19 protein-coding genes are annotated in these 20,939 nt (G+C 49.3%); 14 read left to right on the top strand and 5 right to left on the bottom strand.

What is annotated here, in order from left to right; translation table 11 throughout:
- Positions 1–13: 13 nt before the first annotated feature.
- The 3 genes from WKT13_RS03420 to WKT13_RS03410 all read right to left on the bottom strand — a co-directional run bounded on the left by WKT13_RS03420 (position 14) and on the right by WKT13_RS03410 (position 1,694).
- A complete protein-coding gene (locus tag WKT13_RS03420; protein ID WP_340322844.1) occupies positions 14–433 on the bottom strand; it encodes an RNA-binding S4 domain-containing protein in 420 nt (139 codons plus the stop codon).
- Entirely contained in the window at positions 433–1,005 is a 573-nt protein-coding gene (gene pth / locus WKT13_RS03415) for an aminoacyl-tRNA hydrolase (protein WP_340322843.1), read from the bottom strand. The genes WKT13_RS03420 and pth overlap by 1 nt, the downstream gene beginning before the upstream one ends.
- 92 nt (positions 1,006–1,097) lie before the next feature.
- Positions 1,098–1,694, bottom strand: coding sequence for a 50S ribosomal protein L25/general stress protein Ctc (locus tag WKT13_RS03410; RefSeq protein ID WP_298618575.1), 597 nt, complete (start codon positions 1,692–1,694; stop codon positions 1,098–1,100).
- A 227-nt stretch (positions 1,695–1,921) separates the two neighbouring features.
- On the opposite strand from WKT13_RS03410, the gene nusB reads away from it, so the two are divergent.
- From nusB to WKT13_RS03370, 8 genes are all read left to right on the top strand, one after another.
- Positions 1,922–2,941, top strand: a complete 1,020-nt coding sequence (gene nusB / locus WKT13_RS03405; protein WP_340322842.1) for a transcription antitermination factor NusB — start codon at positions 1,922–1,924, stop codon at positions 2,939–2,941.
- Between the two features lie 41 nt (positions 2,942–2,982).
- Positions 2,983–3,306 (top strand): preprotein translocase subunit YajC, encoded by a 324-nt coding sequence (gene yajC / locus WKT13_RS03400; RefSeq protein WP_298618573.1) that lies wholly within the window; start codon positions 2,983–2,985, stop codon positions 3,304–3,306.
- A 45-nt stretch (positions 3,307–3,351) separates the two neighbouring features.
- The gene (locus tag WKT13_RS03395) at positions 3,352–4,332 is read left to right on the top strand and encodes a YbbR-like domain-containing protein (RefSeq protein ID WP_340322841.1); all 981 of its coding nucleotides are present in this window, start codon (positions 3,352–3,354) and stop codon (positions 4,330–4,332) included.
- Between the two features lie 117 nt (positions 4,333–4,449).
- Entirely contained in the window at positions 4,450–5,019 is a 570-nt protein-coding gene (gene coaE, locus WKT13_RS03390) for a dephospho-CoA kinase (protein ID WP_298618570.1), read from the top strand.
- Positions 5,020–5,021: 2 nt separating this feature from the next.
- The gene (locus tag WKT13_RS03385; RefSeq protein WP_298618569.1) at positions 5,022–5,462 is read left to right on the top strand and encodes a DUF5606 family protein; all 441 of its coding nucleotides are present in this window, start codon (positions 5,022–5,024) and stop codon (positions 5,460–5,462) included.
- Between the two features lie 233 nt (positions 5,463–5,695).
- Positions 5,696–6,763: a glycerate kinase gene (locus WKT13_RS03380; protein ID WP_340322840.1), complete on the top strand. Its 1,068-nt coding sequence runs from the start codon at positions 5,696–5,698 to the stop codon at positions 6,761–6,763.
- Entirely contained in the window at positions 6,760–7,710 is a 951-nt protein-coding gene (locus WKT13_RS03375) for an alpha/beta hydrolase (protein WP_340322839.1), read from the top strand. Before WKT13_RS03380 ends, WKT13_RS03375 begins: the two co-directional genes overlap by 4 nt.
- A 146-nt stretch (positions 7,711–7,856) precedes the next feature.
- Positions 7,857–8,273 (top strand): Hsp20/alpha crystallin family protein, encoded by a 417-nt coding sequence (locus WKT13_RS03370; RefSeq protein WP_298618565.1) that lies wholly within the window; start codon positions 7,857–7,859, stop codon positions 8,271–8,273.
- Between the two features lie 788 nt (positions 8,274–9,061).
- Here WKT13_RS03370 and WKT13_RS03365 read toward each other — a convergent pair.
- Together WKT13_RS03365 and WKT13_RS03360 are read right to left on the bottom strand one after the other, a co-directional pair.
- Complete coding sequence (locus tag WKT13_RS03365; protein WP_340322838.1) at positions 9,062–10,189, bottom strand: TlpA disulfide reductase family protein; 1,128 nt, start codon at positions 10,187–10,189, stop codon at positions 9,062–9,064.
- A 259-nt stretch (positions 10,190–10,448) separates the two neighbouring features.
- Entirely contained in the window at positions 10,449–11,558 is a 1,110-nt protein-coding gene (locus WKT13_RS03360) for a TlpA disulfide reductase family protein (protein WP_340322837.1), read from the bottom strand.
- A 149-nt stretch (positions 11,559–11,707) separates the two neighbouring features.
- Between WKT13_RS03360 and WKT13_RS03355 the strand changes: the two genes are divergently transcribed.
- From WKT13_RS03355 to WKT13_RS03330, 6 genes are all read left to right on the top strand, one after another.
- The gene (locus WKT13_RS03355; protein ID WP_340322836.1) at positions 11,708–12,397 is read left to right on the top strand and encodes a queuosine precursor transporter; all 690 of its coding nucleotides are present in this window, start codon (positions 11,708–11,710) and stop codon (positions 12,395–12,397) included.
- Positions 12,394–12,873: a preQ(1) synthase gene (queF, locus tag WKT13_RS03350; protein ID WP_340322835.1), complete on the top strand. Its 480-nt coding sequence runs from the start codon at positions 12,394–12,396 to the stop codon at positions 12,871–12,873. Before WKT13_RS03355 ends, queF begins: the two co-directional genes overlap by 4 nt.
- A gap of 47 nt (positions 12,874–12,920) precedes the next feature.
- Complete coding sequence (locus WKT13_RS03345; protein ID WP_340322834.1) at positions 12,921–14,972, top strand: patatin-like phospholipase family protein; 2,052 nt, start codon at positions 12,921–12,923, stop codon at positions 14,970–14,972.
- Positions 14,973–15,145: 173 nt separating this feature from the next.
- Positions 15,146–16,921, top strand: coding sequence for an oxaloacetate decarboxylase (locus WKT13_RS03340; protein ID WP_298618555.1), 1,776 nt, complete (start codon positions 15,146–15,148; stop codon positions 16,919–16,921).
- A 10-nt stretch (positions 16,922–16,931) separates the two neighbouring features.
- Positions 16,932–17,468, top strand: coding sequence for an HDIG domain-containing metalloprotein (locus WKT13_RS03335; protein WP_340322833.1), 537 nt, complete (start codon positions 16,932–16,934; stop codon positions 17,466–17,468).
- A gap of 59 nt (positions 17,469–17,527) precedes the next feature.
- Complete coding sequence (locus WKT13_RS03330; protein ID WP_340322832.1) at positions 17,528–20,362, top strand: putative LPS assembly protein LptD; 2,835 nt, start codon at positions 17,528–17,530, stop codon at positions 20,360–20,362.
- Positions 20,363–20,939: the final 577 nt, after the last annotated feature.

Genomic DNA, 20,939 nt, shown 5'->3' with positions numbered 1-20,939 from the left:
AAGTGGTTGTTTGTTATTCTATGTCATCATCAAAGTCGTCATCGAATCCGAACATTGCCGGATCAATGAAAGCATCGAGAGCTCTGCGTTCCTTCTTGGTAGGACGGCCGGTTCCGCGTGCTCTGTCGACAAATCCGCTTATGCGGCTCATCTCCAGCAATTCGTATTGTTTTGGATCGGTGACGTTTTCGTAAATCTCAGGAATAAGTTTTGCGCCTACACGCTGCTCTATGGTTTTCAGAATGCGGAATGAATAGGTGATAGGAGGCTTCTTAACACTTACCACCTCGCCGGCTTTCACCATACGGCTTGGCTTTACGCATACGTTGTTCATCATCACACGGCCGTTCTTGCATGCGTCGGCTGCGATGGAACGTGTCTTGAATATGCGTGCGGCCCACAGCCATTTGTCTATTCTTGCTTCCTCTGCCATTATTTCTTTCCTAATTTGTTGTAGGCGTTCATTGTGTTGTCGATACCGGCCAACACGAAACTCTTTATTATGTCAACGGCGCAGTCGATGGACGGCTGCAGCACTTTCATGTCTTCTTCGCTGTATTTTCCCAACACCCAGTCTACCTGTGCACCACGTGGAAAATCGTTTCCGATGCCCATACGGAGTCGCGCGTATTGTTGTCCGATAAGCTGCTGTATGTTGCCAAGACCGTTATGACCGCCGTTGTTGCCTGATCCTTTCAGACGGAAAGCACCGAGTGGCAGTGAGAGGTCGTCCACAATGACGAGCAGACGCGACTGGTCTATATTCTCCTTGTTGAGCCAATAGCGCACGGCATTGCCGCTGAGATTCATGTATGTGGTGGGTTTGAGCAGAAACAATTTGCGTCCTTTGAGGCTTGTTTCGGCCACAAAGCCGTAACGCTTGTCCTCAAAAACAATATTGGACGCTTTTGCAAAAGCGTCCAATATCATAAATCCAGTATTGTGGCGGGTTCCGGCATATTCGTCACCGGGATTGCCCAACCCTACAATTAAATATTTATCCATCTACTATAATGTTGCGGACAGGAACTTCATAAATCCTTTTTCATGATGCTGAAGTGCCACTGTCCGGCATCAGATTGTCTATTGGAAACTTATTACTCTGCTGCGTTGGCGGCTGCTGCAGACATTGCGGCACGTGTCATCTTCACAGAGCATACGATAACTTCCTTGCTTGTTGCGATCTCAAGACCTTCGAAGCTGAGATCACCAACCTTGATGCTCTTACCGATCTTCAGTGATGTAACGTCGATGTCAAGGTGCTCCGGTATGATAGTGTAAGGAGCTGTAACGTCGATCTTGCGGATAGAGAGGTTCATCTTACCACCATCGCGTACACCCTGTGCCAAACCAACGAGTTTTACAGGGATACCGATTGTAACCGGTTTGTTCTCGTTCACCTCGAGGAAGTCTACATGCAGCAGTGCGTCTGTTACCGGATGGAACTGCAGTTCCTTCATGATTGCTGTGTGAGACTCGCCGTCGATTACGAGGTTGATCATGTAGATATGCGGAGTGTAGACAACCTTACGCAGTTCGCTCATAGGAACAGCGAATGCCATTGCTACCGGTTTGCCGTCCTGTGTTGCCTCACCGTAGAGGTTGCAGGGTACCAAACCTTCTTTTCTCAATTCTTTAGAAGCTTTTTTTCCAAGGGCAGTGCGCTTCTGACCTGTTACGTTAATTTCTTTCATAATAAAATGTGTTACTCTAAATTAAGTTTGATGATAGTCATGCCTTAATTCGCCATCACACGAGAAATGTGTTTCTGTATCGATGTACTCATAAAAGCGGTGCAAAGTTACTCTTTTTCTTTGGATTGCCCAAAGCATATCAAAAAAAAACATTAAACGTCTGTATTTTTTTGGCGGTTACTGTATTTTTCTCTATTTTTGCAAAGAATTTTATTGAAGGATGGATAATGATTAATCGTGAGCTAATAAGAATAAAGATAGTCCAGTTAACCTATTCTTACTATCAGAATGGCAACAAAAATATGGATAACGCTGAGAAGGAACTCTTGTTCAGCCTTTCTAAAGCATATGATTTATACAATTATCTGCTTGAACTTATCGTAGCCATTACACGGGAGGAAAGACATCGTGTCGAGATACTCTCCCAAAGGGCACAGCGTGAAGGTAAGGAGTTACCGTCGTCAAAGTTTGCTTATAACAAGTTTGCTGTGCAGCTCGAGGAAAACAAAATGCTCTGCGAGTTTGCCGAGACTCAGAAACAGTCATGGGAGGAAGACCTGGAGTTTGTGAGAAAACTGTGCAATCAGATAGAACAGAGCGAGGCATACGCCAACTACATGCAGTCGGAGGACGACTCATATGAGGCTGACCGTGAACTGTGGCGCAAGCTTTACAAGCAGCTCATTCAGGAAAATGCAGACCTTGACGCTATTCTTGAAGAAAAGAGTCTTTATTGGAATGACGACAAGGAAAAAGTAGATACATTCGTATTGAAAACCATCAAACGCTTCGATCCGAAAAACAAGCAGAAGCAGGAACTCCTGCCTGAATACAAGGATGAGGAAGACAGAAACTTTGCGCGTAAGCTTTTCAGAACAACAATATTGAATGCCGAGCAATACCAGCGCTACATGAGCGAGACATCGCGCAACTGGGACTTCTCCCGTCTGGCGTATATGGACATCGTGATAATGCAGATCGCTATTGCCGAGATGATGACTTTCCCGAACATTCCGGTAAGTGTCACCATCAACGAATATGTAGAGCTTGCCAAGCTTTATTCCACACCGAAGAGTGGAGGATACATCAACGGTATGCTCGACGCCATTGCACGCTTCCTTATCAGTACAGGTAAGATGTTCAAGTCGATGGACGAACCGCGCTCAAAGAAGTCTCAGGCCGCTGCCGAAACCAAGAAGAACGGCGGTGAAGAGCCTGCGGAGACAAAGGAAGACAATGCGGTATAATAATTGAAGAAATATAAACAAAATAACTAAGACTATAAAAGATGAGTACATTGGTATTGGCTGCTCAGGCAGCAGGAGCTCAGGGCGGAGGCTTGGGCATGTTGGTAATGATGGTGGCAATCTTCGTTATCATGTGGCTTTTCATGATACGCCCACAGCAGAAGAAACAGAAGGAAATACGCAAGTTCCAGAATTCTCTCACAGAAGGAGCAAAGGTTGTTACCGGTGGTGGAATATATGGAACTGTAAAACGTGTTGATCTTACCACCAATACAATTGAAGTGGAGATAGCACGCGGTGTGGTTATTGTCGTTGACAAGAGCTACGTTTTCGCTGATCCGTCTTCACAAATGCCGAATGCCTGATGTCACGCATTCGGTGTAACAGGTGATACCTAGAACGTCGAAGGAATGGAGCGATTGACGCATGATTATAAAAACATCAGGAACTTCTTGTTCGGATTCTTGAACAAGGAGTTTCTGATTTTTTTGTTTTTTCTGGCTCTAAGCAGTATCTTCTGGCTTATGATGGCTCTTAATGAGACATACGAGCGTGAAATAACAGTGCCGATGTCGCTTACCAATGTCCCAAAGAATGTGGTACTTACCACAGAGATGGACTCCACAGTGAAGGTGACTGTGCGTGATAAAGGTTTTACGCTTGTCACTTACATTTACAGCAGACGTATGCAACCGATAAAGATAAATTTCGGAGCATACGCCAACAAACAGACAGGATACGGACTTGTGCCGTCTGCCGATATACAGAAGTTTGTCTATCAGCAGCTTATGGGTTCGTCGAAGATAGTGTCTGTCAATCCCGACAAACTTGATTTTTACTTCAATTACGGCGCTTCCAAGACGGTGCCGGTGCGTATGGACGGGTCGGTTGTACCGGGCCGGTCTTATTATCTTGCGTCTACACGCTTCTGGCCGGAGAAAGTCACAGTGTACGCGAGCAGGAAAATGCTCGACAGCATACGCTACGTGAAGACGGAACCGATACGCATTGTCAATTTCGAGGACACCGTAATAAAGGAAGTTCCGATAGCAAAGATACACGGAGTGAAATGCGTTCCGTCCACAGTCCGCATCGGACTGTATCCTGACATCCTCACAGAGGAGAGCGTATCCGTGCCTATCAAGGCCATCAATCTGCCCGATGGAAAGGTGCTGCGCACATTTCCGTCGCATGTCAATGTAAGATTCACAGTCGGAGCAAGTATGTTCCGTACGGTGAAGGCAGATCAGTTTGTCGTTGTGGTGGACTATAACGAAGTGATGGGACATGCTTCCGACAAGTGCGATCTTCACTTGGTGAAGAGTCCTTACATGGTGCGCAATGCGCAGCTTGAGATAAATCAGGTGGATTATTTGGTGGAACAGCAGTAAGGGTATGTGTCCGCACGGCAGGCGATGCCCGGTCCGACAGACAGCCGCAAGGCTGCCTGACAAGTCTGACACTGCGTTTGCAACACCGGAGCGACACCGATAACAGACAACAGAAAAATGAAAATTGCGATAACAGGAGGCATTGGTGCCGGCAAGTCATTTGTGTGCAAGTCGCTCAACCGACGCGGCATTGAGGTTTACGACTGCGATGCGGCCGCCAAAAGACTTATGCGCACATCACCCGCACTGCGCGATGCGCTCCGCCGTCTTGTAGGCGACAGCGTGTACAAAGGAGACGTGTTGCAGAAACAGGTGCTTGCCGCGTTTCTCCTTGCGAGCGACGCCAACAACAGCGCTGTGGCCGATATTGTTCATCCGGCAGTAGCCGCCGACTACATGTCTTCCGACATCGAGTGGCTCGAAAGCGCCATTCTCTTCGACAGCGGTTTCGACAAACGTGTGCCTTTCGACTTTGTTGTCTGCGTTACGGCGCCCGTCGAACTGCGCATAAAGCGCATAATGGCGCGCGACAACATCACACGAGAGCAGGCGCTGGAGTGGATAGACCGTCAGCTGCCACAGCAGGAAGTGGTGGCGCGCAGCGATTTCGAGATTGTGAACGACGGCCTTCATGACATAGATTTACAGATTAACAACATTTTAAACAAAATAAACAACAGATTATAAAAATGGAAACAATTCTTTCAATAGCAGGCAAACCGGGCCTTTACCGTCTGGTTTCGCGTGGAAAAATGAATCTTATTGTTGAATCACTTGATGAGGCTCACCGCCGCATACCGGCATTTGCGTCCGACCGTGTGACAAGCCTCGCCGACATAGCAATGTACACTGACAGCGAAGACGTGCCTCTGTGGCAGGTGCTCCAGAACCTTGGCGAAAAGGAAGACAAGAAAGAATGCTCGCTCAATTACAAGAAATGCTCTAAGGAAGAGCTGCACGCTTTCTTCGCAGAGGTTCTGCCCAGCTACGACCGTGAGCGCGTTCACGACAGCGACATCAAGAAACTTATACAGTGGTACAACCTTCTCGTGAAGAACGGCATAACCGACTTCAAGGAAGTTCTGATGCCTACTGAGGGTGACAATATCGACGACCGTACAGAGGAATAATCCTTTTCACGGCGTGTCATGGACGGTGTCTTCGGATGCCGCCGCCCACAACGACATAAGGGATGCATGCGTTCTGAAGGCATGCATCCCTTTATTTTTCTGCCATGATTGCACTATTTTCCTATGGACAGCTCTTTTTTATGTCTTTTTCACACCGTAAGTCACAATCAATACGTATCTTTGTCAATGGCTTGTTTTATTAGCCTTAATTCAAAAGACACAACAATCACGATATGAAATATATTCTTGCAATCGACTCTTTCAAGGGATGCCTGTCTTCGGCCGGTGCCGAGGAGGCTGTGGAAAAAGCCATACATGATGCTGAGCCCGGTGCCGAAGTGTTCCGGTTGCCCGTGTCCGACGGCGGCGAGGGTATGCTCGACGCTTTCATGAGTCTGTCGGACGGCACCCGTCATAAGCTACTTGTGCGCGACGCCATGATGCGTCATGTCGAGGCCGAGTACGGAATAAGTGCCGACGGTACGGCTTTCATCGAGTCTGCTGCCTCGTGCGGACTCACGCTTATCGAACCCGAGCTGCGCAGTCCGGTGCGTGCCACCTCCTACGGAGTGGGCGAACTTGTGGCCGATGCCGTGAGGCGCGGATGCCGCAACTTCATTATCGGACTGGGTGGCAGCGCCGTGAGCGATGCCGGAATAGGCATGCTGCGTGCTCTCACCGATGCCTTTGCCGATGGTGGAACGATGGACGATGCTCTCCGCGGCGTGCTCGGGCTGTGCCGGTTCACTCTGGCCAGCGATGTGCGCAATCCGCTTTACGGTCCTGATGGCGCAGCCTGTGTCTACGGTCCTCAGAAAGGAGCGTCGCCGGCCGATGTAGTCATGCTCGACAACCGTGCCCGTCGCTTCGCCGACTTCTCCGCCCGCCACTTCGGATACGACCGTTCCTCCGAACCCGGTGCAGGCGCTGCGGGCGGTCTTGGCTATGCCTTCATGCAGTATCTTGGTGCCACGGTGCACAGCGGAGCCGACCTTCTGCTCGACATGGCCGGCTTCGACGCCATGCTCGGCGATGCCTCGTGTGTCATAACAGGTGAGGGACGGGCCGACCGTCAGACACTCATGGGCAAACTGCCCGGCCGTGTTCTGTCGCGTGCACGTGCAGCCGGAGTTCCCGTATGGCTCATCGCCGGCAGTGTGGCCGATGTTCCCGAACTGCTCGAGGCCGGTTTTTCGCGTGTGGAGGCCGTCACTCCCGCATCGATGGACACGGCAGAGGCCCTGCGTCCCGACACAGCCCGTGCCAACATAAGTGAAACAATCAAACGACTGATGATATGAAAAAGAAAATGTTATGGTCGGCTGCTATAATGGCTGTAACGCTGTTGGCAGTCCTCATCGGTTCGGGCTTCTACATGCTCGACTATGCCCTGTCCAACGCAGACAGGTCGAAAAAGACAAGCTACGCATATGTAATGAAGAACTATCCGGAGACACGTCCCTGGCTCGACAGTCTGCAACGTAACGGCATTCTGCGCGATACGTTCATCGTAATGCCCGACGGCGAGCGCTCGCACGCCATCTTTGCACGCTCCGACAGTGCCCGCGGACGCACCGCCATTGTGGTTCACGGCTACAAGGACCGTTCCACCGGCATGCTCCACATAGCTTATATATATAATAAGGTGATGGGCTACAACATTCTGTTGCCCGACCTTCACGGTCACGGGCTGAGCGATGGCGACGACATACAGATGGGTTGGAAAGACCGTCTCGACGTGATGCACTGGATGGATGTGGCCGAACGCATGTTCCGCCAGAATGGTTGCGAGTCGCGCATGGTGGTGCACGGAGTGTCGATGGGAGCTGCCACTACGATGAATATCTCCGGAGAGAAGACGCCCGACTACGTGAAATGCTTTGTGGAGGACTGCGGTTACACCAGCGCGTGGGACGAGTTCGCACACGAGATGAAGAAGCGTTTCGACCTTCCGGAGTTTCCTCTGCTTCATGTATCAAGTGTGCTGTGCAAGCTGAAGTACGGCTGGAGCTTCGGCGAGGCGTCGCCCGTGAAGCAGCTGAAGGCAAGTCATAAGCCGATGTTCTTCATACATGGAGGCAAGGACGACTTTGTGCCTACGGCAATGGTTCATCCCTGCTACGAGGCAAAACCGCAACCCAAGGCTCTGTGGATAGCTCCCGGCAGCGCACATGCCGTGTCCTACCGCGACCACAAGCAGGAGTACACCGACCGTGTGAAAGCCTTTGTGGAGAAGTGGAACAGATGATACGGTCGTGACAAAATGGCGCAGTCATGCGACAATATGGCATAAAACTCCTGTTGGTACGTTAGTTGTATATATAAGAGTGAAGCCTTTAAAGAAAGGCATAACAAGAAAACAAACAACTAAAAAATAATCAGGAGGTATTAATTATGATGCCAGTTTACAGAAATTCATGGTTACCAGAAGTGTTCAACGACTTGTTTGTCAACTCACCGAAGACCAACGCAACGGCCCCGGCCATCAATGTCAAGGAGACACAGGACAGCTACATAGTAGAGCTTGCAGCTCCGGGAATGCGCAAGGAGGACTTCATGGTTCACATCAACGACGACGGTGACCTCACCATAAAGATGGAGAACAAACGCGAGGAGCGCGAGGAAGACAAGAAAGCACACTATCTGCGCCGCGAGTTCGCCTACTCAAAGTTCGAACAGACTCTTATTCTTCCGGACGATGTAGACAAGGAGAAGATCAAGGCCGGAGTGGCCGACGGAGTGCTCACAGTAGAACTTCCCAAGATAAAGAAGGAAGAGCACAAGGTCAGCAGACAGATCACTGTAGAGTAATCTTTTAAGAGTTATTTTCTCACGGTTGGCAAATTTTAGAATGGTTATACATTAAACACTGTCCCCGGACTCAACGTCCGGGGATTTTTTGTCCGTATGTGCAGAACGCTATGGTCTGGCGGCGACGCTTATTCATGGCTGCTGTAAGGAGCGCAGGAGGCAATTCTGTATAAATATACACTTTTTTCAGTAAAAAAATTTGACAAAATAAAATCGCAAAATAGATGACAGCTACCCTCGTTACTACTGCCGGCAGATGCCTGTTTCTGTTGTTTCATGTCTCGACAATCGGTTGCTGACAGTACGATGTGGCTGTCATTGCTGTGCAATACAGGCTTTGTTGTGGTGCGAAACAGACTATATCAGGGTGCGATATGGTCTGTATCATGCCATGATAGAGCCCATATCAGGGTGCAAAAAGCACTCTTTCGTAAGCCGGAAAATTATCTTTTTTGTAAGGAAAAAATAATGTGCTGATAACCAGTGGTTTATGTTATGTCTCTGAGAATTGAATATTTGCGTGCGACAGATCTTTTGTCTGCAAATAATCGATTCTCAGAGAGTTGACGGTCCGCGCACTGTATATTTATACAACAGTTTGTGTATAAATATACATTTGCCGTTGCCGCCTGTTTTGTTCCGTCTGATGATGTTCCGGAGCGGCGACGTGCTGTATGTGATATGAAGGTGATGGTGGTTTCGGGGCGTTATGAATATTACTGAAAACGCCCTGCCTGATGCCGTGACAGCATCGGGCAGGGCGCGTGCTTTGGTTTATGGTCGGGTTTTTAGAAACCGTATATCTCCTTCAGTTTGCTGCCCAGCTGGTCGCCTCTGAGGTCGAGTGCGACAATCTTGCCCTGCGGATCTACGAGCAGGCTCGACGGTATGGCGCGGATTCCGTAAGTCGTTGCTGCGACGGATTTCCATCCCTGAAGGTCGGAGAGGTTGGGCCACGGCATGCCGAGGTCGGCTATTCCTTTCTTCCATGCGTCCTCCTTGTTGTCGAATGAGAGGCCGACGATTTCGAATCCTTTGGCGTGATACTTCTCGTAGTTGGCCTTCACGTTAGGAATCTCGGCGCGGCACGGTCCGCACCAGCTTGCCCAGAAGTCGATGAGCACGTAGTTTCCCTTGCCGCAATATTCGCTCAGCTTGTGCATCTTTCCGTCGGTTCCCTTCATCTCCACGTCCTTGAACTGTGAGCCCATGATGGCCTCTTTGCGCTCAATCTCGGCCAGGCGCGCTCTCGAACGTGCCAGTCGCGGGTGGCTGGCGTAGGCATATTTAGGGTTGAGCAGTTCGCGCAGCTCGTCGGTCGTGTACTTGTCGGCTATGTTGTCTCCGAATATTGCCGGTATGAGGTTGTCGCGGTTTTCCTCTACAGCCTTCCTCACCACAGCCTCCATCTTGGCATTTATGGGATCGATGTGGTTTTTCTGCAGATTCTCGGCCAGCGCCTTCAGCTCGTCCTGCGACTTTCCGCTCATGCTTGCTTCGGCATACTGTTGCATGTATTTGTTCATTTCGCCGTACAGACCGTCAATCTGCCGGTCTATGCTGTTCACCCGGTTGTTCAGTTCAGAGCCGATCAGCTTCATTGTGCTGAGGTCGACCGTCACGGGCTTTCCGTCGTTTATGAACACACACATCTGTGCATTCTCACCCAGAATACCGAGTATGGCGTCCTTCTTGCAGCTGCCCTTCATCTCGAACTTGCCGTTTACGGTCTCTGCGCTGTCAATCTTTATGACGTCGGAAATGAATCTCACAGTGTTGGCATCGAGCAGATAAACCTTCTTGAGTGTAGGCTGGCATGTGCCTTTGATCTCGTATTGGGTGTCTGTGCCTGTGGTCTGCGCCATGAAAGGCAGGCTAAACATCGCAAGGATAGCGGTAATAATGGATTTTCTCATGTTGTCTGTTGTGTTTTTGTTTGTTATTAGCAACCTGATTACAAATATATGAATTTTATTTTATACGATAGTAGTCATGAGGTGATAAATACGTTCTCATTCCATATAGTTGCGGTCACGGGCGTATTGCTTTATTTATGGATGCATGCCGGCATGTATGAAAGAAGACAGGACGGCCTCCCGACAGTAACTGAAAACGCCCTGCCTGATGCCGTGACAGCATCGGGTAGGGCGTGTGCCTTTGGTTTATGGTCGGGTTTTAGAAACCGTAGATTTCTTTCAGTTTGTTGCCCAGCTGGTCGCCTCTGAGGTCGAGTCCTACAATCTTGCCCTGCGGATCAACGAGCAGGCTCGACGGTATGGAGCGGATATTGTAAGTAGCTGCTGCGATGGATTTCCATCCCTGAAGGTCGGAGAGGTTCGGCCACTGCATGCCGAGGTCGGCAATGCCTTTCTTCCATGCGTCTTCCTTGTTGTCGAATGACAGGCCGACGATTTCGAATCCTTTGGCGTGATACTTCTCGTAGTTGGCCTTCACGTTAGGCATCTCTGCGCGGCATGGTCCGCACCAGCTTGCCCAGAAGTCGATGAGCACGTAGTTTCCCTTGCCGCAGTATTCGCTGAGCTTGTGCATCTTTCCGTCGGTTCCCTGCATCTCCAGGTCCTTGAACTGAGTGCCGATGATGGCCATCTTCTTCTCGAGATCGGCCATGTAAGCCTTTGCACGTGCAGCCATCGGGTGGCTGGTGTAGGCATATTTCGGGTCGAGCAGTTCTTTCAGCTCGTCGAGTTCACAGTCGTACATGATGTTGTTGATGAACGCTGCCGGTATGATGTTGTCTTTGTTGTCGCGGATAATCTGTTTTGTGAGCTCTGTGCTCTTGGCTGCAATGGGCTCTATGTATTTGCTGTTCAGTTCCTCGGCCAGAGCTTTCAGTTCGGCTTCTGATTTGCCGCTCTTCTGTGCCTCGTTGTACTGTTCGATGTATTTTCTTACTTCACCGTTTATTGCATCGAGCTGACGGTCGTAGCCGTTGAGCTTGTTGTTCAGTTCAGAACCTTTGAGCGTCATGGTGGCAAGGTCGGTGCTTACCGGTGTTCCGTCGTTTATGAATACGATGTAGCTGGAACTTCCTTTAGCTGCAATGCCGAGGAAAGCGTCCTTCTTGTTGCTTCCCTTTATCTCGAATGTTCCGTTCTTTGTCTCTGTACTGTCTGCCACGCCCTTCATCAAGTCGATGACATACACCTTCGCGATGTCTGTCGGGCATGTGCCTTTAACCTCATAGGCTGTGTCGCCGTTGCCTGTCTGTGCCATAAGCGGCATGCAGCAGAACGCAAGGGCAGCTGTGATAATTGAATTCTTCATAATCATATATAATTAAAATGGTTTATGTTTGTGGGGCACAAAATTATATATTTTATTCCGTTCGGCGGTTATTAATCAATTAAAAATGTGTAACTTTGCCGCCGAATTTGTATTCAGAGTGCTTGGTAAACCTCTTAAAAAACAAGGAAATGGACATAAACAGGAAGACTGTGAGCGTGCTGTTCATGCTTTTCAGCATGCTCTTCTGCGTTTGCCTTATTACGGCAAACGTGCTTGAAACAAAGCAGATATCGTTCGGACCGATAAACATTACTGGCGGATTGCTCGTATTCCCCGTGTCGTACATCATCAACGACTGTGTGTGCGAGGTGTGGGGATATGCCAAGGCGCGGCTGCTCATCTGGCTGGGCTTTGCCATGAACTTCATATTCGTGATGTTCGGAGCGCTTGCCGACGCCATTCCCGGCGCGCCTTATTGGGACAACGACGCCGGATTCCATGCCGTGTTCGGTCTTGCACCGCGCATAGCTGCCGCGTCGTTCGTGGCTTTTCTTGTCGGATCGTTCATTAATGCCTATGTCATGAGCCGCATGAAGGTGGCTCACGGAGGCCGTCATTTCTCGCTGCGTGCGGTGCTCAGCACGGTGTTCGGTGAGACTGCCGACTCGCTGATATTCTTTCCGCTCGCCCTCTCGGGGGTGGTGCCGTTGTCGGAAATGCCGTCGCTCATCATCTCGCAGGTGGTGCTGAAGACGCTTTACGAGATATTGGTGCTGCCGGTGACGGTGCGTGTGGTGCGTATGACAAAGGCACACGAGCACACCGATGTTTATGACGAAGGAATAAATTACAGTGTTTGGAAAATATTCAATATATGAGCAACAACAGTGAAAACAGAAAGGACGAGGGACTGAAGGCCCTCGGAGCGAAGACAAAATATGCCGACGACTATGCGCCGGAAGTACTTGAGACGTTTGTAAACAAACATCCGGACAACGATTATTGGGTGAGATTCAACTGCCCGGAGTTCACGTCGCTGTGTCCCATCACCGGTCAGCCGGACTTCGCAGAGATACGCATCGCCTACATACCTGATGTTAAGATGGTGGAGAGCAAGAGCCTGAAGCTCTATCTTTTCAGCTTCCGCAATCACGGTGATTTCCATGAGGACTGTGTGAACATCATCATGAAGGACCTTATAAAACTGATGGATCCGAAATATATCGAGGTGACAGGACTGTTCACTCCGCGCGGTGGCATAAGCATATATCCTTATGCTAACTATGGAAGACCGGGCACAAAGTATGAGAAACTGGCCGAACAGCGTTTTATCACACACGACATGAACGGATAGCGGACCGCAGGTGACGCTGTCGGTGGTATATAACAATAGCTAAACATATGAGGAAAAGGTTTTTTGCAGTGCTTGGCGTTCTGATGGTGGTGGCTTCACTGCTGTCTTCGGTCAGTGTGCACGCTTCCGACGGCAAAGGCCGTAAGAAGGTGGCTGTGGTATTGTCGGGAGGCGGTGCCAAGGGTATGGCGCATATCGGGGCACTGCGCGTGATAGAGAAAGCCGGAATACCGATCGACATCATCACCGGAACGTCGATGGGTTCTATTGTAGGCGGACTCTACGCAATCGGCTACGACGCCCACCGACTCGACTCTATGGTGAGGGTGCAGGACTGGTCGTTTCTGCTCACTGACAAGCTTGAGGCACACAGTCCGCTGCTCGACAACCGCGAGAGACAGAATACTTATTTCCTCACAAAGACACTCACGCTCAGCAAGAACAAGATAACCAACAAGCCGGGAGGAATGATAGAGGGCCGCAACCTCGACAAACTGTTCAACAGACTTACGGCCGGCTATCGTGATTCTATTGACTTCAACAGTCTGCCTATACCCTTTGCGTGTGTGGCCACCAATATTGTGGACAACTCGGAGTATGTCATGCACAGTGGCTTTCTTTCCGAAGCCATGCGTTCGAGTATGGCCATACCGGGTGTGTTCTCGCCGGTGAGAAAGGACAGTATGGTGCTTGTGGATGGCGGACTGCGCAACAATTTCCCTGTTGACATAGCACGGCAGATGGGCGCCGACGTGGTGATTGGCGTGACGGTTCAGGAAGATTTGAAGGAAGCCTACGAACTGAAGAGTACGTCGGATGTGCTCATGCAGATTGTCAACATCAACTGTAAGAATAAGTATGATGAGAATCTGGCCATGACGGATGTGCCCATTTGTGTCAACACTTCGGGTTATTCTTCTGCCAGTTTTACTGCTTCGGCCATAGACACGCTGATGAAACGAGGCGAGGACGCGGCAGTGGAGCAGTGGGACAAACTCATGGAACTGAAGAGGATAATCGGTATTGACAGCACTTTTGTGCCTGACAGACCGCACCTTCATGCTGAGGCCATGCTGCCCGACACGCTGGTTGAGGATGCAAGAAAGAAACGTGTGGGGATGCTGTCGGCCGGACTGGGTGTGAGGTTTGACACCGAAGAGATTGTGGCGTTGCAGATAAACGGCTCTTTCACGCCTGCCGCATCGCCCTTGACAACCGAACTTACGCTTCGTCTTGGCAAGCGTATAATGGGCCGCGCCGATTTCATATACGACCCGATAAAAGCCGGCCGTATGCGACTTTCATATATTTTCCGTCATAATGATTTGAATCTTTACTATGAAGGCAATCGCGACTTCAATATGACTTACAACCAGCACACGGCTATTCTGTCGCCTTTGAACTTCAACATACGCAATTTCAGTCTTGACATAGGTGTGCGTTGGGATTATTATGCTTACAACAGCATGCTTTCAAATGTAGAGAATGAGAATCTTGAAACAGTCGTCGATGGTGGCCATTACATAGCTTATTACGCAGGAGTGAGATACAACTCGGAGAACAACTGGTATTTCCCGACGCGCGGATCGCGCTTCAATGCGTCTTACAGTTACAACACAGACAACTTTGTAGGCTACGACGGCGACCGCGGATACAGCATCATAAGTGCTTCGTGGCGCACTGCTCTGCCTCTTTCGAGACGCTTCACTCTACAGCCGATGCTCTATGGACGTATGCTATTCGGTGGCACCATTCCGCTTTGCAGTGCCAATATCATCGGCGGCGACAGGTTCGGCAGTTATGTAGAACAGCAGATGCCGTTTGCCGGAGTTGGCTATGCTGAGCATATAGACAATCAGTTTGTCGCAATGCAGTTGGCGGCATACCAGCGCATCGCAGCCAATAACTATGTTCAGCTCAAGTTTGCCGCTGCGTGCATGTCGCACAAGGCGGGCGACCTGTTGCGCGAACCGCTGATGGTAGGAACGCAGATGGCTTATTATTACGACAGTATGTTCGGACCGCTCGGAGCTTCTTTGGGGTGGTCGAATCGTACGGGCAGCGTTTATTTCTACATCAATCTGGGCTTTGACTTCTGATGTCCGGTCGTAGCGTATGCCGTGAGTCGGAATGTGTGGAATGTGGCCTGTGCGCATCATGCAGTAGTCAAAATAACTAAAAAAAGCCTATATGCTCGCTTATTTGGAATTTTTTGTCTATTTTTGCATGTTTGAAAGAATGAACGAAATTAAAAATCAGAAACATACAAGATATGAAAAAGAAAATCCAGTTCAGTCTCTTATATCGGGACATGTGGCAGTCTTCAGGAAAATTCCAGCCGCGTAAAGACCAGTTGGAGCGCATTGCTCCGGTAATCATCGATATGGGATGCTTTGCCCGTGTCGAGACAAACGGTGGTGCCTTCGAGCAGGTTAATCTTCTTGCAGGCGAGAATCCAAACGATGCCGTAAGAGCTTTCTGTAAGCCGTTCAACGAAGCAGGCATCAAGACTCATATGCTTGATCGTGGTCTTAACGCACTCCGTATGTACACAGTGCCAGACGATGTACGTCAGCTGATGTACAAGGTGAAGCATGCACAGGGTGTTGATATTCCCCGTATATTCTGCGGTCTGAACGACGTTAGAAACATTATCCCGAGCATTAAGTGGGCTGCAGAGGCAGGCATGACGCCGCAGGCTACTCTCTGTATCACCAATTCACCGGTTCATACCGTTGAATATTACTGTGACATAGCAGACAAGGTGATCGCTGCCGGTGCAAAGGAACTGTGTCTGAAGGATATGGCAGGAATCGGCCAGCCGGCTATGCTCGGTCAGCTGACAAAGGCTATCAAGGACAAATATCCTGATATCATCATCGAATATCACGGCCATTCTGGTCCTGGACTTTCTATGGCTTCTATTCTGGAAGTATGTAAGAATGGTGCCGACATCATCGATACAGCGATGGAACCGCTGTCTTGGGGTAAGGTTCATCCGGACATCATTTCTGTTCAGAGCATGTTGAAGAACGAGGGATTCGATGTTCCTGAAATCAATATGAACGCTTACATGAAGGCCCGTTCGCTCACTCAGGAGTTCATTGATGAGTGGCTTGGCTATTTCATCAACCCACAGAACAAGGTTATGTCTTCACTTTTGCTCGGATGCGGTCTGCCCGGCGGTATGATGGGAAGCATGATGGCCGATCTTGGCGGTATACGTTCTACAATCAACAATATACGTAAGAAGAAAGGCGAAGAAGAACTTTCTATGGACGACATGCTCGTGAAACTGTTCGACGAAGTGGCTTATGTATGGCCGCGCGTGGGTTACCCACCACTCGTAACACCGTTCTCTCAGTATGTGAAGAACATAGCTCTCATGAACCTTCTTACTCTTGAGCAGGGCAAGGGACGCTTTGTCATGATGGACGATGCTATGTGGGGCATGATACTCGGTAAGAGTGGAAAGATTCCTGGAACCATCGATCCGGAACTGGTTGAACTTGCAAAGGCACAGGGACGCGAGTTTACAGATGCCGATCCGCACACTCTCATTCCTAACAATCTTGATGAATTCAGAAAGGAAATGGACGAGAACGGATGGGATTACGGTAAGGACGACGAGGAACTGTTCGAACTTGCTATGCATCCGGAGCAGTACCGCAACTACAAGAGCGGCCAGGCAAAGAAGAATTTCCTTGCAGATCTGCAGAAGGCAAAGGATGCAAAACTCGGCAGCCAGCTCACACCGGAGCAGCTCTCTGCATTCAAGCATGCAAAGGCCGACGCTATCGTGGCTCCTGTAAGAGGCCAGGTGTTCTGGGAGTTCAACGGAGAAGGCGAGTGCGCACCGTCTGTAGAGCCTTACATCGGTAAGGAATATAAGGAAGGTGATGTGTTCTGCTACATCCAGGCTCCGTGGGGCGAGTTTGTTGAAGTGCCTGCCGCTATGGGTGGAAAACTCGTTGAGATCGGAGCAAAACAGGGCTCTAAGATCAACAAGGGCGATGTTGTTGCCTATGTTGAGCGTGCTCATGAGTAAATGACATTTCATGGATTGGAAAATCATAATAGACAAGTATTATCCTAAGGAGAGCAAACTCAGGGATATACTTATAACACATAGTCAATCTGTAACGCGTCGAGCGTTACAGATTGTTTCTTTACATCCGGAACTGCAACTCGACCGTGACTTCATAGCCGAGGCTGCAATGTTGCATGATATAGGCATAATACGCTGTGATGCGCCTGATATCTGCTGTTTCGGAGACGAACCTTATATACGTCACGGCATTCTTGGCGCGGCCATGCTCCGTGCCGAAGGTTTCCCCAGACATGCACGTGTTTGCGAACGCCACACCGGTGCCGGTCTGTCGCTTGACGATATATGCGGGCGCAATCTGCCGCTTCCGCATTCGGACTTTCTGCCCGAAACTCTTGAGGAACAGGTGATATGCTATGCCGATAAATTCTATTCCAAGTCGCATCTCGAACGCGAAAAGACAATCGAACAGGCCGAGAAGAGTATTTCCAAATACGGAGAAGCCGGTCTGATGCGTTTTCGTCGTTGGGTGGAGATGTTCGAATAATGTTAAAGTAACGAAATCACTCGCCCGTTCTTTATATATTAAGTAACTTTGCAAGTTGAATGAGGACAAAGTCAATTATAGCCCTTCTGCTTTTCGCCATCATGTTTGTGATGGCTGATACCAATATACCATTCTTTCAGAAAAAGAAGGAAAAGACTCAGATGGTAACTGATTCGGTGATGCAAAGCGATTCTATCATGGGTGATTCGCTGGGCAACATTGTTGTTGATACCACCAAAATGGACTCGCTCGAACTTGCCATCTATCATCACAACAAAGCGATTGACGATTCCATAAGGCTAGATTCGCTCAACCGACAGAAGTCGGAGGGCATCAATTCGCCTGTACAATACAGCGCCAACGATTCGCTCGTGTATGACGCGAGCAGCAAAACAGCGCATCTGTATGGCAGTTCCAACGTCAAATACGAGAACATGGATCTTGCCAGCGAAAAGATTTACATGAGTCTTGACAGCAGTCTTGTGCATGCCACCGGTATTCGTGATACAGCTGATACCACAGGTCTGAAACTCACGGGAACGCCTGTCTTCACAATGGGTGCCGATTCGTATGAGAGCGATACGATGGCTTTCAACTTCAAGACAAAGAAAGGTCTTATAAGCAACGTATATACTGCGCAGCAGGACGGATTCCTCCGCAGTGAACTGTCAAAGCGCTCTGCCAGCGGTGATGTCTATCTTCAGCACGGTCGTTACACCACGTGTGACGCTCCGCATCCCGATTTCTACATCGCGCTCTCGCGTGCCAAGGTGCGCCCCGGCAAGGATGTGACGTTCGGTCCGGCCTATCTTGTCGTGGCAGACGTTCCACTTCCGCTCGCCATACCATACGGATTCTTTCCTTTCACCAAAAGTTATTCTAGCGGATTCATAATGCCTACTTACGGTGATGAGAGCGACCGGGGCTTCTATCTGCGTGACGGAGGATACTATTTCGCCATGGGCGACAAGTGGGATCTGAAGCTTTTGGGTGAGATCTACACCAAAGGCTCATGGGGAGTTTCGGCAGCCAGCAACTACAACAAGCGTTACAAGTACAGCGGAAGTTTCCTTTTCAGCTATCAGGACACACGTACCGGAGAGAAGGGAATGCCCGATTACGGACGTCAGGAGAGCTTCAAGATACAGTGGAGCCACCGTCAGGACCCCAAGTCAAATCCTTTCAGCACACTGTCGGCAAGCGTCAACTTCGCCACATCGAGCTATGAGCGCAACAATCTCAACAGTCTTTACAATCCGCAAACGCTCACTCAGTCGACCAGAACCTCTTCTGTGAGTTGGAGTACCACTTTCTCAAGCATCGGACTCTCGCTCAGTTCTACGGCCAACCTGTCGCAGAACATGGTCGATTCAACCATCGCCATGACGTTGCCCGACCTCAATATCTCCATAAGTCGATTCTATCCGTTCAAGCGTAAGAACGCCGTGGGCAAGGAACGTTGGTACGAAAAGATTTCGATGAGCTATACCGGACAGCTCTCCAACTCCATCAACACGAAGGAAGACATGCTTATGAAGTCGAACCTTATAAAAGACTGGCGCAACGGATTCAACCATTCCATACCTATCAATGGTAACTTCACGCTGTTCAACTATATCAATATCACGCCGTCGTTCAGCTTTACCGACCGCATGTATACCAACAAGGTGATGCGTTCGTGGGACGAAGAACGTCAGACGGAAGTGGCCGACACGACATACGGATTCTACAACGTATATAACTGGAATCTCAGTGTTGGTATGTCAACAAAGCTTTACGGTTTCTGGATTCCGAACCGCAAGATATTCGGAGACAAGATACAGGCCATACGCCATGTCTTCACTCCGTCGGTAAGTTTCAGCTATGCGCCGGACTTCGGAGCCTCACGTTACGGTTATTGGGAAACATACCAGAAGACTGACGCCGACGGCAATGTGTCGCTGGTTGAGTATTCTCCGTTCACCAATGCGCTTTATGGAGTGCCTGGAAAGGGAAAGACCGGTAGTATCTCGTTTGATGTTTCAAACAACATCGAGATGAAAATAAAGTCGGACAAGGACTCCACCGGTATGAAGAAGATAAGCATTATCGACGAACTCGGTGCCAACCTGCGCTACAACATGGCGGCGAAGGTACAGCCGTGGAGCGACCTTACCATGCGAATAAGGCTTAAATGGTGGAAGAACTATACCTTCAACATGACTGCTGTATTCGCTACATATGCATATGAACTCGACGCCAACGGCAGACCATACGTAGGAAACCATACCGAGTGGAGCAAAGGACGCTTCGGCCGTTTCCGCGGAACATCACAGAACATATCGTTCACTCTCACCCCGGAGAAGCTTAAGAAGTGGTTCGGCGGAGGCGATGACGAGGAAGACGAGAAGAAAGAAGACGAAGAAGGAATAGACACCGGCATTGAAAGTAATGTGGATGACGACATGATAGAAGGCCAGCGCGGAGCCAAGAAGAAGTCGGGAGGCGGAAAGGCGCTCACTGATGCTGACGGTTACATGAAGTTCTCCATGCCGTGGTCGCTCACGTTCGGTTACGGTATAACAATGAGTGAGAACACCTCCGGAAAGTTCAATACAAAGAGCATGCGCTATCCGTACAAGTTCACACAGACGCTCAACTGCAGCGGTAACATACGTATCAGCGACGGATGGAACATCAGTTTCTCCAGCGGTTACGACTTCGAGCGCAAGGATATATCCATGACAACGGCGTCGCTCCAGCGCGACCTCCACTGTTTCAACATGAGCTGCTCGGTCGTTCTCGCGCCTTATACTAGCTACAACTTCACGTTCCGCTGCAACGCCGCGACGCTTACCGATGCCCTCAAGTACGACAAACGAAGCGGCTACAGCAACGCTGTGCAATGGTATTAAGCCACACCTTATTATATGATATACGTAAAAGCCCCACCGTTTCCAGGTGAGGCTTTTATTTTATACAGGCTTCTGTTAAGGCCGCCCGTTGTTTCTTCGGCATGTAGGATAGGACAGTGCGGAAAGTAGAAAGCATATCTCTGTATTGTGGATAAATACGATATCCCTGTCTTTGGCAGACTCTATACGACTCAGTATAAAGTCTTTTGTGAATGCCTTTTCGTATAAAGTACTATTGAATATCGGAAGACTTACAGACACGCTGGTGGTGTAAACCATGATGGTACGGGTATTGCGTAATAATAAATTCAAATTACCACCACTTATAAATCATCGCCGCAAGAGTCGGCGCGCACTTTTTCCGCGCTTTTCCTACGCCTGATATCAGTGTCTTTAAAGAAAACCCGGACGGTGAACTTACAGATTTTCTTGACTTTATTTTGACAAAATAAAGTCGGAAAATAGGTGTGAAGGAATGTTAAATCATGCCTTGTAAAGGCTATTTCGGTATGTTCCGTATTTTAATATACCTTATACCATAGTTTGAATAAATTGATGTTGTGCTCTGATAATGCCC

Origin of the sequence: Prevotella sp. HCN-7019 (assembly GCF_037890215.1) — a bacterium.
Taxonomy (GTDB): domain Bacteria; phylum Bacteroidota; class Bacteroidia; order Bacteroidales; family Bacteroidaceae; genus Prevotella.
The sequence above is the reverse complement of the archived record's forward strand: the minus strand, read 5'-3'. Positions and strand labels throughout refer to the sequence as shown.

Excerpts from the sequence above, each read along its gene's own strand:
- WKT13_RS03420 (WP_340322844.1), bottom strand. The coding sequence starts at position 433 with ATGGCAGAGGAAGCAAGAATAGACAAATGGCTGTGGGCCGCACGCATA.
- pth (WP_340322843.1), bottom strand. The coding sequence starts at position 1,005 with ATGGATAAATATTTAATTGTAGGGTTGGGCAATCCCGGTGACGAATAT.
- WKT13_RS03410 (WP_298618575.1), bottom strand. The coding sequence starts at position 1,694 with ATGAAAGAAATTAACGTAACAGGTCAGAAGCGCACTGCCCTTGGAAAA.
- nusB (WP_340322842.1), top strand. The coding sequence starts at position 1,922 with ATGATTAATCGTGAGCTAATAAGAATAAAGATAGTCCAGTTAACCTAT.
- yajC (WP_298618573.1), top strand. The coding sequence starts at position 2,983 with ATGAGTACATTGGTATTGGCTGCTCAGGCAGCAGGAGCTCAGGGCGGA.
- WKT13_RS03395 (WP_340322841.1), top strand. The coding sequence starts at position 3,352 with ATGGAGCGATTGACGCATGATTATAAAAACATCAGGAACTTCTTGTTC.
- coaE (WP_298618570.1), top strand. The coding sequence starts at position 4,450 with ATGAAAATTGCGATAACAGGAGGCATTGGTGCCGGCAAGTCATTTGTG.
- WKT13_RS03385 (WP_298618569.1), top strand. The coding sequence starts at position 5,022 with ATGGAAACAATTCTTTCAATAGCAGGCAAACCGGGCCTTTACCGTCTG.
- WKT13_RS03380 (WP_340322840.1), top strand. The coding sequence starts at position 5,696 with ATGAAATATATTCTTGCAATCGACTCTTTCAAGGGATGCCTGTCTTCG.
- WKT13_RS03375 (WP_340322839.1), top strand. The coding sequence starts at position 6,760 with ATGAAAAAGAAAATGTTATGGTCGGCTGCTATAATGGCTGTAACGCTG.
- WKT13_RS03370 (WP_298618565.1), top strand. The coding sequence starts at position 7,857 with ATGATGCCAGTTTACAGAAATTCATGGTTACCAGAAGTGTTCAACGAC.
- WKT13_RS03365 (WP_340322838.1), bottom strand. The coding sequence starts at position 10,189 with ATGAGAAAATCCATTATTACCGCTATCCTTGCGATGTTTAGCCTGCCT.
- WKT13_RS03360 (WP_340322837.1), bottom strand. The coding sequence starts at position 11,558 with ATGAAGAATTCAATTATCACAGCTGCCCTTGCGTTCTGCTGCATGCCG.
- WKT13_RS03355 (WP_340322836.1), top strand. The coding sequence starts at position 11,708 with ATGGACATAAACAGGAAGACTGTGAGCGTGCTGTTCATGCTTTTCAGC.
- queF (WP_340322835.1), top strand. The coding sequence starts at position 12,394 with ATGAGCAACAACAGTGAAAACAGAAAGGACGAGGGACTGAAGGCCCTC.
- WKT13_RS03345 (WP_340322834.1), top strand. The coding sequence starts at position 12,921 with ATGAGGAAAAGGTTTTTTGCAGTGCTTGGCGTTCTGATGGTGGTGGCT.
- WKT13_RS03340 (WP_298618555.1), top strand. The coding sequence starts at position 15,146 with ATGAAAAAGAAAATCCAGTTCAGTCTCTTATATCGGGACATGTGGCAG.
- WKT13_RS03335 (WP_340322833.1), top strand. The coding sequence starts at position 16,932 with ATGGATTGGAAAATCATAATAGACAAGTATTATCCTAAGGAGAGCAAA.
- WKT13_RS03330 (WP_340322832.1), top strand. The coding sequence starts at position 17,528 with ATGAGGACAAAGTCAATTATAGCCCTTCTGCTTTTCGCCATCATGTTT.